General features: G+C 59.0%; 19 protein-coding genes, 1 tRNA gene and 1 pseudogene. 8 read left to right on the plus strand and 13 right to left on the minus strand.

Annotated elements, in window-relative coordinates:
• A partial coding sequence (locus ACF8O8_RS13320) for a recombinase family protein (RefSeq protein WP_392509818.1) occupies positions 1 to 435 on the plus strand: 435 nt, incomplete at its 5' end.
• A 271-nt stretch (positions 436 to 706) separates the two neighbouring features.
• On the opposite strand, the gene ACF8O8_RS13325 is transcribed toward ACF8O8_RS13320, so the two are convergent.
• The 4 genes from ACF8O8_RS13325 to ACF8O8_RS13340 form a co-directional block, all read right to left on the minus strand.
• A complete protein-coding gene (locus ACF8O8_RS13325; protein WP_392509819.1) occupies positions 707 to 1,144 on the minus strand; it encodes a hypothetical protein in 438 nt (145 codons plus the stop codon).
• A gap of 141 nt (positions 1,145 to 1,285) precedes the next feature.
• Positions 1,286 to 1,954 carry a hypothetical protein gene (locus ACF8O8_RS13330; RefSeq protein ID WP_392509820.1) on the minus strand — a complete coding sequence of 223 codons (669 nt, stop codon included), beginning with the start codon at positions 1,952 to 1,954 and terminating at the stop codon, positions 1,286 to 1,288.
• A gap of 70 nt (positions 1,955 to 2,024) precedes the next feature.
• Positions 2,025 to 2,810: a hypothetical protein gene (locus tag ACF8O8_RS13335; RefSeq protein WP_392509821.1), complete on the minus strand. Its 786-nt coding sequence runs from the start codon at positions 2,808 to 2,810 to the stop codon at positions 2,025 to 2,027.
• 146 nt (positions 2,811 to 2,956) lie between these two features.
• Entirely contained in the window at positions 2,957 to 3,991 is a 1,035-nt protein-coding gene (locus tag ACF8O8_RS13340; protein ID WP_392509822.1) for a hypothetical protein, read from the minus strand.
• 206 nt (positions 3,992 to 4,197) lie between these two features.
• On the opposite strand from ACF8O8_RS13340, the gene ACF8O8_RS13345 reads away from it, so the two are divergent.
• Positions 4,198 to 4,686: a hypothetical protein gene (locus ACF8O8_RS13345; protein ID WP_392509823.1), complete on the plus strand. Its 489-nt coding sequence runs from the start codon at positions 4,198 to 4,200 to the stop codon at positions 4,684 to 4,686.
• 153 nt (positions 4,687 to 4,839) lie between these two features.
• Here ACF8O8_RS13345 and ACF8O8_RS13350 read toward each other — a convergent pair.
• The 5 genes from ACF8O8_RS13350 to dapA form a co-directional block, all read right to left on the minus strand.
• A tRNA-Ser gene (locus tag ACF8O8_RS13350) sits at positions 4,840 to 4,929 on the minus strand.
• Between the two features lie 91 nt (positions 4,930 to 5,020).
• A complete protein-coding gene (purC, locus tag ACF8O8_RS13355) occupies positions 5,021 to 5,731 on the minus strand; it encodes a phosphoribosylaminoimidazolesuccinocarboxamide synthase (RefSeq protein ID WP_003254733.1) in 711 nt (236 codons plus the stop codon).
• Between the two features lie 30 nt (positions 5,732 to 5,761).
• On the minus strand, positions 5,762 to 6,520 hold the full coding sequence (locus tag ACF8O8_RS13360) for an MBL fold metallo-hydrolase (protein ID WP_010952377.1): 759 nt from the start codon (positions 6,518 to 6,520) through the stop codon (positions 5,762 to 5,764).
• Complete coding sequence (gene bamC, locus ACF8O8_RS13365) at positions 6,521 to 7,642, minus strand: outer membrane protein assembly factor BamC (RefSeq protein WP_010952376.1); 1,122 nt, start codon at positions 7,640 to 7,642, stop codon at positions 6,521 to 6,523. It lies immediately after the preceding gene.
• A 15-nt stretch (positions 7,643 to 7,657) separates the two neighbouring features.
• Positions 7,658 to 8,545: a 4-hydroxy-tetrahydrodipicolinate synthase gene (dapA, locus tag ACF8O8_RS13370; RefSeq protein ID WP_003254739.1), complete on the minus strand. Its 888-nt coding sequence runs from the start codon at positions 8,543 to 8,545 to the stop codon at positions 7,658 to 7,660.
• Positions 8,546 to 8,804: 259 nt separating this feature from the next.
• Between dapA and ACF8O8_RS13375 the strand changes: the two genes are divergently transcribed.
• Positions 8,805 to 9,365: a glycine cleavage system protein R gene (locus ACF8O8_RS13375; RefSeq protein WP_003254741.1), complete on the plus strand. Its 561-nt coding sequence runs from the start codon at positions 8,805 to 8,807 to the stop codon at positions 9,363 to 9,365.
• Between the two features lie 11 nt (positions 9,366 to 9,376).
• The gene (locus ACF8O8_RS13380) at positions 9,377 to 9,850 is read left to right on the plus strand and encodes a peroxiredoxin (protein ID WP_003254742.1); all 474 of its coding nucleotides are present in this window, start codon (positions 9,377 to 9,379) and stop codon (positions 9,848 to 9,850) included.
• A gap of 35 nt (positions 9,851 to 9,885) precedes the next feature.
• Here ACF8O8_RS13380 and ACF8O8_RS13385 read toward each other — a convergent pair whose 3' ends face one another.
• Both ACF8O8_RS13385 and ACF8O8_RS13390 read right to left on the minus strand, forming a co-directional pair.
• A complete protein-coding gene (locus tag ACF8O8_RS13385; RefSeq protein ID WP_003254744.1) occupies positions 9,886 to 10,956 on the minus strand; it encodes an AI-2E family transporter in 1,071 nt (356 codons plus the stop codon).
• Positions 10,957 to 10,976: 20 nt separating this feature from the next.
• Positions 10,977 to 11,216 (minus strand): sulfurtransferase TusA family protein, encoded by a 240-nt coding sequence (locus tag ACF8O8_RS13390; RefSeq protein ID WP_003254745.1) that lies wholly within the window; start codon positions 11,214 to 11,216, stop codon positions 10,977 to 10,979.
• 122 nt (positions 11,217 to 11,338) lie between these two features.
• Between ACF8O8_RS13390 and ACF8O8_RS13395 the strand changes: the two genes are divergently transcribed.
• Entirely contained in the window at positions 11,339 to 12,775 is a 1,437-nt protein-coding gene (locus ACF8O8_RS13395) for a M48 family metalloprotease (protein WP_392509824.1), read from the plus strand.
• 108 nt (positions 12,776 to 12,883) lie between these two features.
• Here the strand turns inward: ACF8O8_RS13395 and nadA are convergent, their stop codons facing one another.
• Together nadA and ACF8O8_RS13405 are read right to left on the minus strand one after the other, a co-directional pair.
• Positions 12,884 to 13,942 (minus strand): quinolinate synthase NadA, encoded by a 1,059-nt coding sequence (gene nadA, locus ACF8O8_RS13400; protein ID WP_003254747.1) that lies wholly within the window; start codon positions 13,940 to 13,942, stop codon positions 12,884 to 12,886.
• A gap of 274 nt (positions 13,943 to 14,216) precedes the next feature.
• Positions 14,217 to 15,725 (minus strand): YdgA family protein, encoded by a 1,509-nt coding sequence (locus ACF8O8_RS13405; RefSeq protein WP_392509825.1) that lies wholly within the window; start codon positions 15,723 to 15,725, stop codon positions 14,217 to 14,219.
• 447 nt (positions 15,726 to 16,172) lie between these two features.
• On the opposite strand from ACF8O8_RS13405, the gene ACF8O8_RS13410 reads away from it, so the two are divergent.
• From ACF8O8_RS13410 to ACF8O8_RS13420, 3 genes and pseudogenes are all read left to right on the plus strand, one after another.
• A complete protein-coding gene (locus ACF8O8_RS13410) occupies positions 16,173 to 17,525 on the plus strand; it encodes an APC family permease (protein ID WP_010952372.1) in 1,353 nt (450 codons plus the stop codon).
• Positions 17,526 to 17,855: 330 nt separating this feature from the next.
• A pseudogene (gene mcpU / locus ACF8O8_RS13415) lies at positions 17,856 to 18,800 on the plus strand (methyl-accepting chemotaxis protein McpU); the annotation flags it as partial.
• A gap of 102 nt (positions 18,801 to 18,902) precedes the next feature.
• Positions 18,903 to 19,658, plus strand: coding sequence for a methyl-accepting chemotaxis protein (locus tag ACF8O8_RS13420; protein WP_371920531.1), 756 nt, complete (start codon positions 18,903 to 18,905; stop codon positions 19,656 to 19,658).
• The last annotated feature ends 34 nt before the right edge of the window (positions 19,659 to 19,692 follow it).

The following is a 19,692-nucleotide window of genomic DNA, read 5'->3' on the forward strand; positions in this document are numbered from 1 at the left end:
GAATGGGTGCGAGAAGGCGATGTAGTACACGTTCACTCCATTGACCGCCTGGCCCGCTCCATGTCCGACCTGCTAAAGATCGTTGCCGATCTGAATGCCAAGCGTGTGGCTGTACGCTTCCACAAAGAGGACATGACATTTACAGGTGAAGACTCACCAATGCAGAAACTCATGCTGAACATGATGGGTAGCTTTGCCCAGTTTGAACGGGAAGTGATGAAGGAGCGCCAGCGTGAAGGCATCGCCAAGGCCAAGGAGAAAGGCGTCTACAAAGGACGAGCCAAGACAGTTGATGATGCTGCAATCCTCGCCCTGCTGACAGAAGGCAAGACTGTACGTGCTGTAGCCGCTGAGCTGAGCATCAACCCCTCGACCGTCCAACGTGCGAAGAAGGCAGCTACACACGAGCAGGCATTCTCAAACACGCCCGTCTAGGAGGGTGTGTATCTAATCCGAGATGAGAGGTTAATCCGCCTGTAAGCTACGTCTTACCGGGGTTCCAACCTGCATGCTATGCACGCCACATCCGAACACCACTCTACCAGTGCGAACAGCTCGTCTGTCGGCCGCCACTCAAGCCCCCACAGCTTGCCCATCCTACAGCCGTGCTCAGAGTTATTTCTGGTTCCGCTTGAACCTTTCTAGCTGACGCCGGATTTCGTGGTTTAACAACGCTCGCTTTAACGCTAGATTTTCAAAGGCAGGACTACCCAGCCCGGTTTTTCTTGTCATAGGGGGCGGAATCCCAATCCAACTGGTCAAGCTGGTGTTTGGAATTTATGTACTGCTGGCCGATCACTTCATCAATCCAGCCGTACTGCTGAATCACTCGCGGGTTCACCCACCCATTGAAAGCCAGAGACACAATTTGGTTTCGCCAGCCTTGCAGGTACGCCGGTACGTCAAACCTTCTCAACCCCTTGATGGCATCCTTACCACCTAGCACTGACCAAGGGCCGTCATACGCGTTATCGAATGTGAAATTGACGCTTTTCCGCTGCCAGTAGCTGTTACGAATGTCTCGTTGGCAGTCCTCGAAATTGAACTGCCCGCCGTACTGTAGGTCGTTCAACGCCCGCTTAATGTGAGCCTCAGCCAGCTTCCGGGCTCTATTACGAATGATTCCGTTAAAGATGGTGGGCATCTGACATCCCTTTCAGCTAGGTAGTGAGCGATTGAGTAGCATCCCACTTTACCAAAGGTCGCTCGCCATACCATTAATTTCCAAGCCTGAAACCAAAGACAGGCCCAAGGTGCTCACCTCTCGCGGCACGGGGCTGGGAAATCAGTAAGAATTGCTTCCTACAAGGATTTTGCTATAGAACACTTCTCCAAATGGAGTTGTACCTATGGAGAAAGGCATATTGGTAGTGTGGCCGTTGATGTTTATCTTATAGCCAACCTCAAGCAATCCATAGTTCGCCAGAATGTTAGCCGCAGGTAGATCAACACCTATCAACCCCTTGAATTGGTAACATTGCTTTAGCTGTTGTTGCAGGTATGGATTCATGATTTTGATTGTGTGAGCATAAATATCGAAAGAATACTTGCTTATCGTACCAAGAGTTAGGAGCGCAAAGGCACGCCCAAGCATTGCAGCAAGCTTAGGATGATCCAGTTTGTCTAAGATCATCAATGCCACTTCACCTACGTTCTCTATCCCAGCGTCATCAGCACAGTTCTCATCTAAAAACTCAATACGCTTTTGGTTAGGCACCTTGTCAATTTCCATGAGAAAAGCAAGCATGTTCTTTGCAAAGAAGTATGCAGAAACTTTATTACCCATTCTGTGCAAGCTAACAGCGATATTGAGGATAGGAATATCCTTCAACACTCCGTCGATTCCATGCTCTTCTAGAACAGTATCAATGGCCACCTCGCCACCATCTTTGAAGAGGTCTAGTGCTTGTTCGCTATTCTTAATTGTGGTAAGGAAGTTACTAACAGTACCCATGAATTTCTCCGCTGTCAGGTTGTGAGGCATCGGCGGCGGGGTGGGTGCCCCACAGCTTCCTGTGAAGATTTCAGCTCTTGTGAGGGGCGCTCCTCTCATTCCCTGACAGTTTGATATGATCTCTCATGAACTGGAAGAGTCGGTTGCTTTCTGCTGTTATCGGCTTCACATCCCAAAGCGTATCGTAATGCGCCCCCACAATCTGCCGAATCGCATTCAGATCGTGCCCTTTGCTGTACTCAGCATCTAAGCGTTCGCGGAACTCAGCGGGAGACATTTTAAGTTCAGCAGCACCATGAGCCATCGTGAGAATTTTGTGTAAAGACTCGGCAAGTGTAGAGTCGAAGTAAACCGAGAACAGAGCAAACGTGCTACCTAGCTCTACAATTAATTCTCTAAATTTAGTGTACAGCGCTGCTGCCTTACCTTTTTCCTCAAGGTGCATATCCCAACTCGCCTTTTGGACCTGCTCATTACCTTTATCATGAGCCATCTGTGCAATCGCAGAATTCATTTCGCTACTGGAAGAGTGCAATTGGTAGATGTTAATGAGGTCAGTGATTTTTGCTACATCCACCACAACCCTCCTAAAAGCCTCAACCTTGAGCTTTGTTTCCTCTTGCAACAGCAGATAGCTTTGCTGAGACTTCCATATCTCCGATTTGTAGAGCTCGAGTTGCTTCGAGTACTCCGCCTTCACCTGTTCAATCTGACCCGTGATACCAGCTATATCTTCCTTCGTCGCAAGATTCTTCCCTTTCTCCTTAATATATCCAGGAAGATAAAACTTTATGAGTAATGCTATTATTGGAATTGAAGCCAGCCATGCCACATCCGCCATAAATGAGACATCCATATTACCCCCTCAATTAATTAGTGCAAAAACATTAGTCACATTGCAGACGCAAATTCTCATAATCGCCCTCATCCCACACTACACTCAAGGCGGATGGTCCTCGCGAAACGGGGCTGATATTCCGTGCAGAAAACCCCGATTCTATTTCAAGAAGGAATCAGCAGATAAGCAAGATAACTGTTTATCAAAGCACCCAGAATCGTTGCCAACCAAGACACTACTGACACACCGTACTTGGAAGCGAGAGACTGCTCTCCCGGACTCATCCTGATTGTAGCATTCGGTATGTACGAAGAATGAAGCCAATAAATGATCCTAATGGTGATAATAAACACCGCAATGAAACCGGCTCTACTCCAGAATGATTGGATATCTACTATCACAACCAGCATAGCGAAGAATGCTAACTGCGTTATGGTTACGCCATGCTTCTTGAAGTTGGTAACCAGATTCCGCTTTCTCTTATCAAGCTCATCCAGCAAAACCCTCGCTTTACCCTCAACCCAAACCTCACGCACACCTTGAACGACTATCTTGTTTAGGCCGTGCTCAACCAGTTCAACCATCACCATCTTATTGACACCGAACTCGTCTGGCTCTTGTATGAAAAGCTTCAGGTAACTCAACTCTCCCAGGCCATCAATTGCAGCTTCAAAGTCAGATCCAAACTTTGTAACCTCTGCACCGCCATTGCGATACGTTATGATAAGGCGTCCGCCTGCGTTGAAATCTCGCTTCACCATTTGAATAAGAGATTGCACAGCCGCTCTGTCTAAATTCAAAGCGCCAAGAATGTGGGTTCGCGTATAAAACTGCTCAATTTCCACATCAGAGGTAGGGGCATTCAAGGTCTTAGTCCCACCGTGAGGATGTGCGATAAATGGCCCGCCGGAGCCCAAGGTAGTAGACCATTCACCCTTTAGACTGCCTTCTGTGGTAAGCACGGCATCAACAGTCAAATCACCAAAAACCACATCCTCAATTTCAGTTTCGGTCTTACCCGTGAGATGGATTCCATCTTTGAACGTGCCTGTCACGTTGTATATGACGATTCCGTATTGCTCATCTTGAAACCGAATGATCCCCTCAAGCTCCTCTTCATCTTTAGTGAAGGAGATAGCGAGATTTCCTGTGTTTGTCCCGAACGCTCTTCCTGCCCAAAGCTTCCCTAGATTTGCCACAGCCGCGCCCCCATGCTTCTCTGCTATATGAATAATTGTAGCTGACAACCGAACCTAAGCTGTATGGATAATCAGAATCTAGGGCGGTCGTGCGCTCACGCTGTGAAGACGACCATGGCAGATGGCGAGTCTCTCCCCTTAGGCACTGGACGTACAATTATCACGATGCCACCATCTGATAACAGCACCATGCCGGAGTTGGCGTTATGACTCAAAGTCTCAAATTGGAGTTTGGTATGCAGTGGATTTGCGATACATGCGGCGGACGCATTAACAGCGTCAAAGATGGCTGGGTAGAGTGGCAGTCTTGTCAAAATGAAGAAGGCCACTGGGTCAAGCACTCGCCTAGGCTGGTTCATCACCTTCCAGCGTCTCCGCTAAAAGGTGGCTGCCAGTACGATGGCGATTTCATTTTTGAAAACGGCCGTAACATCGTTGGAGATATGCCACTTGACAATTACGTCGGAACCGACGGCTTGATCAATCTGCTCGAATTCCTGTCCGACCAGAGCTTCGAGCTAGAGCAGACACTTGAGTTGATCAAGCGTATTCAAATTCCAAACTACGACTTGGCACGATCCTACTTTGATGAGGCGATAGGTGAGGGAGTGTTTGAGCCAAACGCCAAGCCGGGGTACTACGGCCAAGACCAAATCAACCGCGTGAAGGAATGGATCGACGCTGGAAAACCCTGAGATAACATTCTCAGTCTACAGCCGATCACTAGAAGCCTCAGCTTCGAGGCTTCGCCATAGCCCCCAAACCTTCGAGCGAGTAGTACAACTGAGTAGTACAATCCAGAAACGAAAAACCCCCGTAGACCTTAATCTACGGGGGCTCTCGATGTATGGCGGAGAGATAGGGATTTGAACCCTAGGTACTGTTGCCAGTACAACGGATTTCGAATCCGTCCCGTTCGACCACTCCGGCATCTCTCCAATGCCGCGCATCATACCAGCGTTCTTTTAAAACGCAAATCTTTTTTTCAAAAAAATCGCGTGGTATCAGGCGCTTGCGTGAACGTGCCGCTTACAGCGGCACGCCCAGGCGCTTGGCAACTTCTTCGTAGGCTTCGATCACGTCGCCCAGGCCCTGGCGGAAGCGGTCCTTGTCCATCTTCTTGCGGGTTTCTTTGTCCCACAGGCGGCAGCCGTCCGGGCTGAACTCGTCGCCCAGCACGATCTGGCCGTGGAATACGCCGAACTCCAGCTTGAAGTCGACCAGCAGCAGGCCGGCGTCATCGAACAGCTTGCTCAGCACTTCGTTGACCTTCAACGACAGCTTCTTCATTTCCACCAGTTGCTCGGCGGTGCCCCAGCCGAACGCGACAACGTGGGATTCGTTGATGAAGGGGTCGCCCTTCTCGTCGTTCTTCAGGAACAGCTCGAAGGTGGACGGCTCCAGCTTGATGCCCTCCTCCACGCCCAGGCGCTTGACCAGGCTGCCGGCAGCGTAGTTGCGCACCACGCACTCGACCGGGATCATGTCCAGCTTCTTCACCAGGCACTCGTTGTCGCCCAGCAGCTTGTCGAACTGGGTCGGCACGCCGGCTTCTTCCAGTTTCTGCATGATGAAGGCGTTGAACTTGTTGTTCACCATGCCTTTGCGGTCGAGTTGTTCGATACGCTTGCCGTCGAACGCCGACGTGTCGTTACGGAACAGCAGGATCAAGCGGTCGGCGTCGTCGGTCTTGTAAACCGATTTGGCCTTGCCGCGGTAAAGTTCTTCGCGTTTTTCCATGATTGGGCTCCGCTTGCTTGAGGTGTTGGGCTAGGCGATTTCGCGCCAGTCGAGCCCGTGTTCCTGATTCGCCACCTGGAGCCAGTCCGGGTCACACCCGAGGGTGTCGACAAAGCACTGGCGGGCCAAGTGTGGCAGGTTGTTCTTGCTGCTGAGGTGGGCCAGCACCAGGTGTTGCAGGTTGTTCCAGCCCAACTCGTGCACCAGGCGCGCAGCCTGGTGGTTGTTCAAATGCCCTTGCATGCCACCCACCCGCTGCTTCAGAAAAGCCGGGTAGTGACCACGTGCCAGCAGGTCGCGACAGTGGTTAGCCTCGATCAGCAGTGCATCCAGGCCCTGGTAACGCTCCAGCAACAGCGCGTCGTAAGAGCCCAGGTCGGTCAGCATGCCAAAGCGCCGCTTGCCGTCGCTGACCACGTACTGCAACGGCTCGTAGGCGTCGTGCTCGACCCGCGCTGCGGTTACTTCCAGGCTGCCGATATGCAGGCTTTGGCCACACGCGAGAAAACCGGCCACCTCCACCGGCTTGCGCATGCCGCGCAAAGTCCCTTGGCTGAGGTAGACCGGTACATTGTAGCGCCGTGACAGCAAGCCGACCCCATGCACGTGGTCGGCATGTTCGTGGGTGACCAGCACTGCACTGAGCTGAGCTGCAGAAACCCCGAGCAGCGCCAGGCGCCGCTCGGTTTCACGCAGGGAAAAGCCGCAATCGACCAGGATGAACGTGTCACCACTGGCGATCAGCGTGCCGTTCCCTTGGCTGCCGCTTCCGAGTACCGCGAAGCGCACTTAGCCCAGGTGGTCCTGAATAGCGCTCAGCACGCGGCGGGCGACATCGGCCGGAGCCACGGTGTTGATGTTTTTCTCGACCGTGACCTGCACGCTCTCACCCACCTTGCTCAGGCGAACCTGGTAACGCTCGGCACGGGCTTCACGCTCTTCCTTGGTCGGCTCGCTGCCGAACAGGCGGCTGAAGAAGCCCGGCTGGTTCTGCTTGTCGTCAGGCTTTTCGGACAGGTTGATGTAGTACAGGCCCAGGCTGCGGTTGATGTCCTCAACCCGCCATTCGCCACCCTGCTCCAGGGCACGGCCCACGCCAGACCAGGCGCGGTCCAGGTCGGAGCCCAGGTACAGCACCGGGTTGCCGCTGCCGTCTTCGCTCAGGCTGACGCGGCTTGGTGCGTCGAAATCGCGCGCGGCCAGCAGCGACACCGAACCGCCCTTCTCGGCGCTGCGGTTCATGCTGGCAAGCATTTCGTCGGCCAGCAGGGCATCGGTGCCGGTATTGATGGAGGTGGATGGGAACGCAGGCTCGGCAGTGCTGCCCGCCGGGCGCTCGACGCTGACCACATACACTTCGGAGGTGTTGCGCTGCACGCCAGGCTCCATGCGCACACGTACGCGCACCTCGCTGTCGCCGCTGCTGGCAGTGCTGGCCAGACGCTGGCCAAGCGATGCCGACAGTTCATCGAAACGCTGCCAGGCGGTATTGAACTCACCCGTCTGCGGGCGCTCCTCAGCAATGCGGAAGCCGTTGTCCTCGAAGAACTGCCGGGCAACCGGCCACACTTCGGCTGGCGAATGCTGGGCCAGCACCCAACGGCTGCTGCCGCTGCGCTGCAGGCTGTAGTCGGTGACCTGGGCGGCACCGCCCGTCAACGGTTGCGGGCGAGGCACTTCAAACTCACCCTTGACGGTATCGTCAGCGACGTTACGCGGAATCGGCAGCAGCGGGTCAAGGCGTTTGACGTTGCTGGCGTCCGGCGGCAGCTGCATCGGCGCGGTCGGGTGCGCCTGCAGGTAGTCACTGCCGCGGTCGCGGAAATAGCCATCCTCGCCCCACAGCCAGCCACACCCACTGGTGGTGGAGATAATCAGGGCAAGGGCGGAAAGACCAGCCAGTCGCTTCATGCGGTGTACTTCCTCTTAAACCAGTACGCCGGACTGGCGCAAGGCAGTACGGACTTTTTCGTGGCAGCCTTCGCTCAGCCAGGTCAGTGGCAGGCGAATACCTTTTTGCATCAGGCCCATTTCGACGAGCGCCCATTTCACCGGGATCGGGTTGGACTCGCAGAACAGGTCCTTGTGCAGCGGCATGAGTTTTTCGTTGATTGCGCGGGCCTTCTCGGCATTGCCCTCAAGGGCGGCCTCGCACAGGTCCGCCATTTCGCGCGGAGCGACGTTGGCGGTGACGGAGATGTTGCCCTTGCCGCCCATCAGGATCAGCTCGACGGCAGTCGGGTCGTCGCCGGACATGACGATGAAGTCCTTGCTGACGCCATCGAGAATGGCCTTGGCGCGGGCCAGGTCGCCCGTGGCTTCCTTGATGCCGATGATGTTCGGCACGGTCGACAGGCGGATCACGGTCTCGGCCTGCATGTCGCAGGAGGTACGGCCGGGAACGTTGTAGAGGATCTGCGGGATGTCGACGGCTTCGGCAATGTGCTTGAAGTGCTGGTACAGGCCTTCTTGCGTCGGCTTGTTGTAGTACGGCACAACCAGCAGGCAGGCGTCGGCGCCAGCATTCTTGGCGTTCTGGGTCAGGTGCACGGCTTCGGCGGTGGAGTTGGCACCGGTGCCGGCGATGACCGGAATCGGTTTGGCGCTGCGTTTGACGCGCTCGACCACGTGCTTGATGACCAGGATGTGTTCTTCGACATCCAGCGTGGCCGACTCACCGGTGGTGCCGACAGCGACGATCGCATGGGTGCCGTTTTCCAGGTGGAAGTCTACAAGTTTGTCGAGGCTGCCCCAGTCAACACGCCCTTGTGCATCCATGGGTGTGACCAATGCCACCATACTGCCCGCAATCATGTAACTGCTCCTGCCGGAAAAAGAGAGCGGTAATGGTACTGGGGGCATCGACCTTGCACAAGCGAAGCAGGCGGGTGGAGCATTCCCCTCGGCGGCTTATTTCGCTACCCTTGGCCCTTTGATCGGTGCAGCGCGGCCCGCCGGGCCGTCGACCTTGCTCCCCGCCAGCGTCCAAGACCTCGCATGCGAGCCCCGGGCCCTGCCGACAGGAGGCATTTGCCCGTCCTGTGCCGACCGCTCATCGCTTTAGGAATGCTGCATGTCCACCCCCACCGTCCGCGAACAATTCCTTGTCATCAGTGCCCTGGGCCCGAACCCCATGGAGCTGGCCAACGTCCTCAGCCGCGCTGCCTTCGAAAACCGCTGCGCGGTGGTCACCTCGCGCCTGAGCCGCCACGGCGAGACCAGCGCCCTGGTGCTGCAGGTGGGCGGCAGCTGGGACGCCCTGGCACGTCTCGAATCCACCCTGCCAGGCTTGGGCAAGAAGCACGGCCTGACCCTCGACGTGGTCCGCAGCGCGGACCAGGAAGTGCGCCCGCAGGCCCTTCCGTATGTGGCCTACGTGAGCGCTGCCTACCGCCCGGACATCATCAACGAGCTGTGCCAGTTCTTCCTTGACCACCGCGTCGAACTGGAAGCCATGACCTGCGACACCTACCTGGCGCCGCAAACCGGTAGCAGCATGCTCAACGCCCAGTTCACCGTGATTCTGCCGGCCGGCACGCAGATCAGCTGGCTACGCGACCAGTTCCTGGACTTTGCCGATGCCCTGAACCTCGACGCTCTGATCGAGCCATGGCGTCCCCAGAACCCTATGTAAGGAAACCGATCATGGCTGTAGCACTCGACCAACCTGTCGCCGACTTCCAGGCCCAGGCCACCAGCGGGCAAACCGTCAGCCTTGCCGAACTCAAGGGCCAGCAGGTGGTGGTGTACTTCTACCCCAAGGACAGCACCCCAGGCTGCACCACCGAGGGCCAGGGCTTCCGCGACCAGCACGACGCCTTCGCCGCGGCCAACACCGTGGTATTCGGTGTGTCGCGTGATGGCATCAAGTCGCACGAGAACTTCAAGGCCAAGCAAGGCTTCCCGTTCGAGCTGATCAGCGACAAGGACGAGGCCCTGTGCCAGCTGTTCGACGTGATCAAGCTGAAGAAGCTGTATGGCAAGGAGTACATGGGCGTTGACCGCAGCACCTTCCTGATCGACAAGGACGGGGTGCTGCGCCAGGAATGGCGTGGCGTGAAAGTGCCCGGGCATGTGGATGCCGTATTGGCGGCCGCCCAAGCCTTGAACAAGGCTTGAAATTGAATGGGGCTGCCTTGCAGCCCCAATTACATTCAAAGCATCGGTGAAACGCTAGGCTCCTGCTTGGGCCACGCATCCAGCACGGCCTTGATCAGCGTCGCCAGCGGGATGGCGAAGAATATCCCCCAAAACCCCCATAGCCCGCCAAACAGCAGCACCGCGCAGATAATCGCCACCGGGTGCAGGCTCACCGCTTCGGAGAACAGCAGCGGTACCAGCACATTGCCATCCAGCGCCTGGATGATCGCGTACACCGTCATCAGGTAGATGAACTGGTCACCCCAGCCCCACTGGAACAGCGCAATCAGGGTCACCGGCACGGTCACGACCACCGCGCCCACGTAAGGCACCACCACCGACAGCCCCACCAGCAACGCCAATAGCGCTGCGTAATTGAGCCCCAGGCTGATGAAGGCGATGTAAGTGGCAATGCCGCAGATCAGAATCTCGATACCCTTGCCACGGATGTAGTTGGCGATCTGCCGGTTCATCTCGCTGCCCACCCTGTTCAGCAAGGTGCGCTGGCGCGGCAGGTAGCCGCTGACCCAGCGGCCAATGAGTTCGCGATCCTTCAGGAAGAAGAACACCAGAATCGGCACCAGCACCAGATAGATCATGGCATTGACCAGCAGTGGCAGGCTGGACAGCGAGAAGGTCAGCGCCCATTGACCAAACTTGCCAATTTCACCGCGCACCGACTCAATGGCGTGCAATACCTGCTCGTCCGACACCAGATGCGGATAGCGCTCCGGCAGCAGCAGCAACAACGACTGCCACTTGCCGAGCATGCCCGGCAGCTCGTTGAACAGCGTGATCAGCTGGTGCCACAGCAGCGGTACCAGCACCAGCATGAACACCGCCAGTGCGCCCATGAACAAGGCGAACACCAGCATCACCGCCAGCCGTGTAGGTACGCGCACGCGCTCCAGGGCGTTGACCAGCCCCTGCATCAGAAACGCCAGCACCATGCCCGCCAGCACCGGCGCGAGCATGCCGCCCAGGGTGAGCACGGCGGTAAAAGCCAGGAACAACAGGACCGCCAGCACCACCGCTTCCTCATCGGAGAAGTAGCGCTGCACCCAGTCGCGAAGCACTTTGAACATTGACGATCCTTGGAAAAGACTCAGGCCTTGCGCAGCCAGTAAGTGTAGGTACCGGCCTCGGCCGTTTCTTGCAGCAGGGTATGACCGGCCAATTGGGCGAAAGTGCGGAAGTCGCGCTGGGAGCCTGCGTCCGTGGCGATAACCTTGAGCACCGCGCCACTGGCCAGGCGATTGAGCTCCATCTTGGCCTTGAGCAGTGGCAAAGGGCAATTCAGCCCGCTGGCGTCCAGTTCGGCGTCGCAGGTCAGGGTGTTACTCATTGCAGGGTCTCCAAAGGCATCGCCAGGCTGCTTCTTGGCATGGCTGGCTAGGATAGCGCCACTGGTCGTCAACGTGTGAGCCCGCTACAGTAGGTATCTTTGATCCGACGCGAGCTTCATGCATGAATCTACTGCGCCCTACCCTGCTGACGCTGGCCTGCCTGATGGCCCTTCCCGGCCATGCTGACGACCTGCCATCACTGGGTGATGCCAGTTCTGCGATCGTCTCGCCGCAACAGGAGCACCAACTGGGCCGTGCCTGGCTCAGCCTGCTGCGCGGCCAGGTCTATCAGCTCAATGACCCACAGCTCAAGGACTATGTCGAAACCAGCGTGTACAAGCTGGCCGAAACCAGCCAGCTGCAGGACCGGCGCCTGGAATTCATCCTGATCGACAGCCGCGAGCTGAACGCCTTTGCCGCCCCGGGTGGCATTGTCGGGGTCAACGGTGGGCTGTTCCTCAACGCCCAGACCGAGGGCGAATATGCCTCGGTACTGGCCCACGAACTGGCGCACTTGTCGCAACGCCACTTCGCGCGGGGTGTCGAGGCCCAGCAGCGCATGCAGTTGCCGATGATGGCGGCGCTGCTGGCCGGCATCGTGCTGGCCGCAGGTGGTGCCGGCGATGCGGGCATCGGCATGATTGCCGGCACCCAGGCAGCGGCCATTCAGGAGCAACGGCGCTTCTCGCGCCAGAATGAACAGGAAGCCGACCGCATCGGTATCCAGAACCTGGAAAAAGCCGGCTACGATCCACGCAACATGCCGACCATGTTCGAGCGCCTGGCACGCCAGTATCGCTATGACGCCAAACCGCCGGAATTCCTGCTGACCCACCCGGTGACCGAATCACGTATTGCCGACACCCGTAACCGCGCCGACCAGGCGCCCAAGGGTGGCATTGAAGACAGCATGCGCTACCAACTGATCCGCGCCCGGGTGGCACTGATCTACGAGGGCACACCGGGGCTTGCCGCCAAGCGCTTCCGCGCCCAACTGGACGAAGACCCAAAGCTGGACGCCGCACGTTATGGCCTGGCCTTGGCACAGATCAAGGGCGGGCAATTGAACGAGGCCCGTGAAATGCTCAAGCCGCTGCTGGCCAAGGCGCCCAACGACATCACCTACAACTTGGCACAGATCGACCTGGACATCACCAACAACCGTCTTGCCGACGCCCAGCAGCGCGCCGAACGGATGCAGGGGCTGTACCCGGGCAACTACCCGTTGAAACAGGTGCGTGCCGACCTGCTGGTGAAACAGAACAAGCCGGCTGAGGCCGAGAAGGTGTTGAACGAGCTGGTGAAGAGTCGGCCGGATGACCCGGATGTGTGGTACGACATGGCCGAGGTGCGTGGCTTGTCGGGCAATACCATTGGCTTGCACCGGGCGCGTGCCGAGTACTTCACCCTTGTAGGCGACTTTGATCAGGCAATCCAGCAGCTGGATTACGCCAAGCGTCGGGCGGGCGGTAACTTCCCGCTGGCCTCACAGATTGACCAGCGCCAGCGCGAGATCATGGAGCAGCGGCGCATGGTTCAGGAAATGATGGGGCGCTGAAGGCGATTCGCGGGCAAGCCCGCTCCCACAGGTACTCCACCGCCTTGGTAAACGGTGCAATATCTGTGGGAGTGGGCGAGCCCGCGAAGAGTATGACGCGGTCTGGCGTCAGGCATTACCAGACAGCTTCAGCCGCGCCGCCTGGGTAAAGTCCAGCATGCGATTAAGCGGCTTGATCGCCTTGGGCACCAGCGCCGGGTCAACGAAAATTTCGTTGGTGCCGTTACGCAGGCAATCCAGCACCCGCTCCAGGGTGTTCATCGCCATCCACGGGCAATGCGCACAGCTGCGGCATGCCGCGCCGTTGCCGGCGGTGGGGGCTTCGACGAATTCCTTGTCCGGGCACAACTGCTGCATCTTGTAGAAGATGCCGCGGTCGGTGGCGACGATGAAGGTTTTGTTCGGCAGGGTCTGGGCAGCCTTGATCAGCTGGCTGGTGGAACCCACCGCGTCGGCCAGCTCGATCACCGCTTCCGGCGACTCGGGGTGCACCAGGATCGCAGCATCCGGGTACAGCGCCTTCATGTCAGCCAACTGGCGCGACTTGAACTCTTCGTGAACGATGCAGGCACCGTCCCACAGCAGCATGTCGGCACCGGTTTGCTTCTGGATGTAACGGCCTAGGTGCTGGTCCGGGCCCCAGATGATGGTTTCGCCGTTGTCCATCAGGCTTTCGACAATTTCCAGGGCACAGCTCGAAGTCACCACCCAGTCGGCGCGTGCCTTCACCGCTGCGGACGTGTTGGCGTAGACCACCACGGTGCGCTCAGGGTGCTGGTCGCAGAAGGCCGAGAACTCTTCCACCGGGCAACCCAGGTCGAGCGAGCAGGTGGCCTCCAGTGTCGGCATTAGCACGCGCTTTTCCGGGGTGAGGATTTTTGCCGTCTCGCCCATGAAGCGCACACCGGCCACGATGACCGTTTCGGCCGGGTGGTTCTTGCCGAAGCGGGCCATTTCCAACGAGTCGGACACGCAGCCGCCAGTTTCTTCAGCCAGCGCCTGGATGACCGGGTCGCAGTAGTAATGGGCAACCAGCACGGCATTCTGGGCTTTGAGCTCGGCAGCGATGGCCGCACGGTATTCGGCCTCCTGCTCGGCTGTCAGCGGGTTGGGCTGCTTGGCGTCGAGGTGGGCCTGAACCAAAAGGCGTTCGGAAATCTGGGTCATGATCGCTGGACCTGCAGGCGCGCTTGCGCGTCAAATCGAGTGTATCACCCGGCCCTGGCAGATCGGCTAAGGGTGCCGGACGGCATGGTGACCGCCACGGCCCTCTGCGGGCGCGGATTATTATCGGAGGCCGAAGGCTACAGACAATCCAGCGATTACTAAAGGGGTTTTTGTAGTGCTTGTGCGGGCCCCTTCGCGGGTGAACCCGCCCCTACACTGTGAAATCCTCGTAGGAGCGGGTTCACCCGCGAAGAGGCCGCAACAGGAGAAACCATCACCCCTGCGGCGACAGGGCCCCCAGATGCGCCGCCATGAACATGGCAAATTCTTCAACGGTCATTTTTCGGCCATTGAAATCGACCATGCCATCGGCATAGTGCAGGCTGCTGACCACATCATCGCCCTGCACGGTGGCCATGCCGCTCTGCAGCGCCATCATGCCGACCATCTCCCCCGCCTGGCTCGACTGCATGGCAATCGCTTGGGCGTCGGTCTGGCCATCCAGCAACGCCTGCAAGGTCGCCAGGTCACCGATCATCGGCTTGGACAGCGACAGCTTGCCTTTCACCTCAGTGATAATCTGCTTGCTCAGCTGGTCCGGCGGCAGGTCGAAGCTGGCCGGTGCGGCGAGGTCCATCGACAGGTTGAAACGGCTCTCGCCATTGGCGGTCTTGAACGACAGGTTTTCCACCGCCAGCTTGGGCTTGGCGGCCAGCAATTTCTGCAAGTCACCCTGGAAGCGGGCCTTTTCGGCGTCGTCCATCTGGATCTGCGGCACCGGCTGGCCAGCCGCACTGGCGGCCTCGAACTCCGGCAAGTGCGACTGGTACCACTTCGACAAGGCCTGCAGCGCCGGGGCGTTGACCGAGGTCACGCTCACCGCCATCTGCGCCTTGCCTACCGCGCGGCCATCCCAGCTGATGTCACCGACCTTGTACTCCGCGCGACCACCTACGGTGTCCGTGCCTTCGAGGGTTTGCAAGGCGTTCTGTTCCAGGCCCTTGATCAGCAGCACCTGCTGTTTCGGCCCAAGGATGACCTTGGTTTCGGCCAACGCCATATCGACGTTGCCGACATAGATGGCATCGTGCGCGGTGGCTGCGAGGTTACCGCCAAACGTCAGCCCTTTGAGCTCGAAGGTGGCCGGCGGCTGGTCGTCATGCACCCATTTCATCACCAGCCTGTCGGCCTGGCCGTGGAACTTCGAGGCCTTGCCCTCCTTGTCCCCACTGACTTCGAACTGCATGCCCGAGAAGTCAAGGCTGTTGCCATCCGCTTCGTCAAACTTGAGCGGCGCCAGCTGAACCTGGCTGACCACATTGCCGCCGTAACCCAGGCTGGTCTGCGCGCTGATCGGGGCCTTTTCACCCGCAGCGGCGAACCATGGCGCAACGGCGTCATCCTTCTGCAGCGTGCTGTTGCTGACCGCCATTACCGGCATCAGCTTCAGTGACCTGACCCTCGACCACGGAAACGGGCCGTGCTCGATCTGGTCGGTCACGCCCACGTCAAAATTGATCACCTCGCCCTGCCCCACATTGATGTCGCGAGCCTTGAGCCGGTACTGGGCAGTGCTGCTGAAGAGATGCTGCTCCAGCGACACACGCTCGATGCTCATGCTACCACCGGTACTGACCAGGGCCTTTTTGAGTTCGGCGTTGCTGCGTGCAAGGGCGTTGTCCAGCTCTGCCGGCAGCTGCTTGCCGGTGTACCAGGCGCCTGCGGTAGTTGCGACGGCAATGGCGATAGCCAGGCCGGAAAGGATGCCAACTGATTTCTTCATGAATAGAACCGATTGCTGTCCGTAAGGGCTTCGAAGGCGGCCAGAGGCCACGCAGAAATTGAAGAGTACCACCCCCGATTGGGCCGAGTGCTGGCCCAGGTCGAGAAATGCCATTTTTCGGACACATCCGACATCACGCTGCGGCAAGCAAAGGGATCGTTAATTTTTACGAACACACAAATTGATCATAATCGCAAAAAAACGCGCAAAAACCGAACAAACCCCGTATTTAATCGATAGATATTTCAATCTGGCAACATCTTGTCATGTTTAACTTGACACCAACCTACCCATCGTTTTTTATTTTCACCACTTTGCGCGCCCCCACCGCGCCTTCCGCCGCTCCAACATAAAAGGTGAACAACATGGAGCCCACCCGCTCGCCCTTGCCGCATGCGCAATACACCGTGCCCGTCGTTTACGCCAAGCAGCAGGAGCCATGCCAGCATGCAGCCTGACCACAGCGCTTCCGGCAACGGCCAACTTCGCAAAACCCTGCGCCTCTGGCACGTGATCATCATCGGCCTGGCCTACCTGACCCCGATGACCGTGTTCGACACCTTCGGCATCGTCAGCGGGATCACCGCTGGCCATGTACCCAGCGCCTACATCCTGGCATTGGCTGGCATCCTGTTCACCGCGGTGAGCTATGGCACCCTGGTAAAACGCTTCCCGCAGTCGGGCTCGGCCTACACCTACACCCAGCGCGCGATCAACCCGCACGTGGGCTTCCTGGTGGGCTGGTCTTCGTTACTGGACTACCTGCTGCTGCCGATGGTCAACGCACTACTGGCCAAGCTGTACCTTTCGGCCATGTTCCCGGAAGTGCCTGAGTGGATGTGGGTGGCCGGCTTCGTCACCCTGATCAGCCTGATCAACATGCGCAGCGTGAACCTGGTGGCGCACTTCAACCTGCTGTTCGTGGGTGTGCAGGTGGCGATCATCGCCGTGTTCATCTACCTGTGCGTACGCGGCCTGGACCAGGGTGAAGGGCTGGGTACCACCTGGAGCCTGATACCGTTCGCCGACAGCCAGACCCAGTTCAGCGCCCTGGCCGCCGGTGCGACCATCCTGTGCTTCTCGTTCCTGGGCTTTGACGCAGTCACCTGCCTGTCCGAGGAAACCCGCGATCCGGCCAAGACCATTCCCCGGGCGATCTTCCTCACCGCACTGATTGGCGGTGTGGTGTTCATCACCGTGTCGTACTTCATCCAGGCCTACTTCCCGACCATGGCCCGCTTCCACGACCAGGAAGCAGCCCTGCCGGAAATTGCCCTGTACGTTGGCGGCAAGCTCTTCCAGTCGATCTTCATCGCCTGCACCGTGATCAACACCATCGCCTCGGGCCTGGCCTCGCAAACCAGCGTGTCACGCCTGCTGTATGTAATGGGCCGCGACAACGTGATCCCGGCCAGCGTCTTCGCCCGCCTGCATTCGCGCTACAAGACGCCAGTGCTGAACATTGCCGTGGTAGGGCTGATTTCGCTGTCGGCAATCTTCTTCGACCTGGTCACCGCCACTTCCATCATCAACTTCGGCGCCCTGGTCGCGTTCAGCTTCGTCAACCTGTCGGTGATCAACCACTGCTACCTGCGCGAAGGCAACCGTAAAGGCCTGGCCAACCAGCTGAAGTACCTGGTACTGCCGACCATCGGCTTCTGCATCATCGTCTCGCTGTGGCTGGACCTGAACGCACATTCGCTGATGTTTGGCGGTATCTGGGCTGCGCTCGGGCTGGTCTACCTGGGCTGGCTGACCAAAGCCTTCCGCGCGGCACCGCCCAACTACGTCGCCGAATGACCCACGCTGCCAACAACGCCCGCGCCTGATCGCGGGCGTTGCATTTGTTCGAAAAGGAAAGCCCCCATGCCGCTGCGTCGCCTCTCCATCCAGTGGAAGATAACACTCCTCGCCGGCCTGTGCCTGCTGGCCATTGTCGCCTTGCTGGTAGCCACCTCGCTGACCCAGGCCCATCGCAGCGCCGCCCTGGTCAACCAGGCCAACACTGCCATGCTCGAAGACAGCGCCCGCCAGCGCCTGCAGGCCCACGCCGAAACCCAGGCCTTGCGTATCCAGCGCTACTTCATGGACGCCTACCAGTACGGCAATGGCTTTGCCCGCCTGGTACAGATGCTGAAGGACCGTGGTGGTAGCGACCTGCGCGCCGAACTGACCCGCCAGGCGCGTGCCAGCCTGGCCGGCAACCCGGATGTGATTGGCCTGTACCTGGTGTTCCAACCCAATACCCTGGACCAGCAGGACAGCCACTACCTCGGCCAGGACGCCATGGGCAGCAATGAGAGCGGGCGTTTCTCGCTGTACTGGTCCCAACCAAGCCCCGGCACCCTGGAACTTGAAGCCATGCCGGAAACGATGCTCGGCGACACCAGCATCGGCAGCAACGGCGCGGCGAAGAACCGCTGGCTGACCTGCCCGCAGGACACCGCCAGGACCTGCATGCTCGAACCGTACCTCGACGAGGTCAACGGCCGTCAGGTGCTGATGACCAGCATCGCTCTGCCCTTGCTGGAACACGGCAAGGTAGTCGGCGTGGTCGGCCTGGACATCGGCCTGGCCAACCTGCAGCAACTGAGCGTGAACGGCCGCCGCGATCTGTTCGACGGCCAGGGCCAGGTGAGCATCGCCACCGCCGCCGGCCTGCTGGCCGGCAACAGTCGCGACGACAGCGTGCTCGGCAAGCCCATGGACAAGTCGGTAGCCGACGGCCTGCTGCGCGTGGCCCACCCCTTCACGCCAATCCCTGACACAGCCCCGTGGCAGGTAGTGCTGGAACTGCCGGAAAGCGTGCTGCAGGCCCCTGCCGTCGCCCTCAACCAGCGCCTTGATGCCCATAACCAGAACGCCAACCTCACCAGCCTGCTGATAGGCCTTGGCACGGCTATCGCCGGTTTGCTGCTGGTGTGGCTGACCGCGCGCGGCGTTACCCGGCCAATCCTGGCCGTGGCTGCACGCCTGGAAGACATTGCCAGTGGCGAAGGCGACCTTACCCGTCGCCTGGACTACGCCCACCAGGATGAACTGGGCCAGCTCACCGGCTGGTTCAACCGCTTCCTCGACAAGTTGCAACCGGTCATTGCCCAGGTCAAAGGCTCGCTGCAGGAGGCCCGCAATACCGCCGACCAATCGGCCGCCATTGCCAGCCAGACCAGCGACGGCATGCAGCAACAGCATCGCGAAATCGAACAGGTGGCTACAGCTGCCAACGAAATGAGCGCCACCGCCCTGGATGTCGCCCACAACGCATCGCAGGCGGCCCAGGCCGCACGCGCCGCGGATCAGGCCAGCCAGGAAGGGTTGCAACTGGTGGACAGCACGCGCCAGGGCATCGACCGCCTGGCCGCCGGCATGAACACTGCCATGGACGAGGCACGCGCACTGGAAGACCGCAGCGGGCAAATCGGCTCGGTGCTTGAAGTGATCCGCACCATTGCCGAACAAACCAACCTGCTGGCACTGAATGCCGCCATCGAAGCGGCCCGCGCAGGCGAAGCCGGGCGTGGCTTCGCCGTGGTTGCCGATGAGGTGCGCGGCCTGGCCCAGCGCACGCAGGTTTCGGTAGAGGAAATTCGCCAGGTCATCGAAGGCCTTCAGCAAGGCACCCAGGACGTGGTCGGGGCCATGCATGCAGGCCAACGCCAGGCCCTGGACAGCGCCGCACGCATGGAGCAGGCACTACCGGCACTGCAGCGTATTGGCGAGGCCGTGGCGGTGATCAGCGACATGAACCTGCAGATAGCCTCGGCGGCGGAAGAGCAGAGTGCGGTGGCCGAGGAAGTGAACCGTAACGTGGCCGGCATTCGAGACGTGACAGAATCACTGGCCGGGCAGGCCGATGAATCGGCACGCATCAGTCAGGCCCTGAACCGGCTGGCCAACCAGCAGCAGGCGCTGATGGAGCAGTTTCGCGTCTAGCCTGTCAGGGCCTCTTCGCGGGCACGCCCGCGAA

The sequence above is a fragment of the Pseudomonas sp. TYF_14 genome (assembly GCF_043105275.1).
Lineage (GTDB): Bacteria > Pseudomonadota > Gammaproteobacteria > Pseudomonadales > Pseudomonadaceae > Aquipseudomonas > Aquipseudomonas alloputida.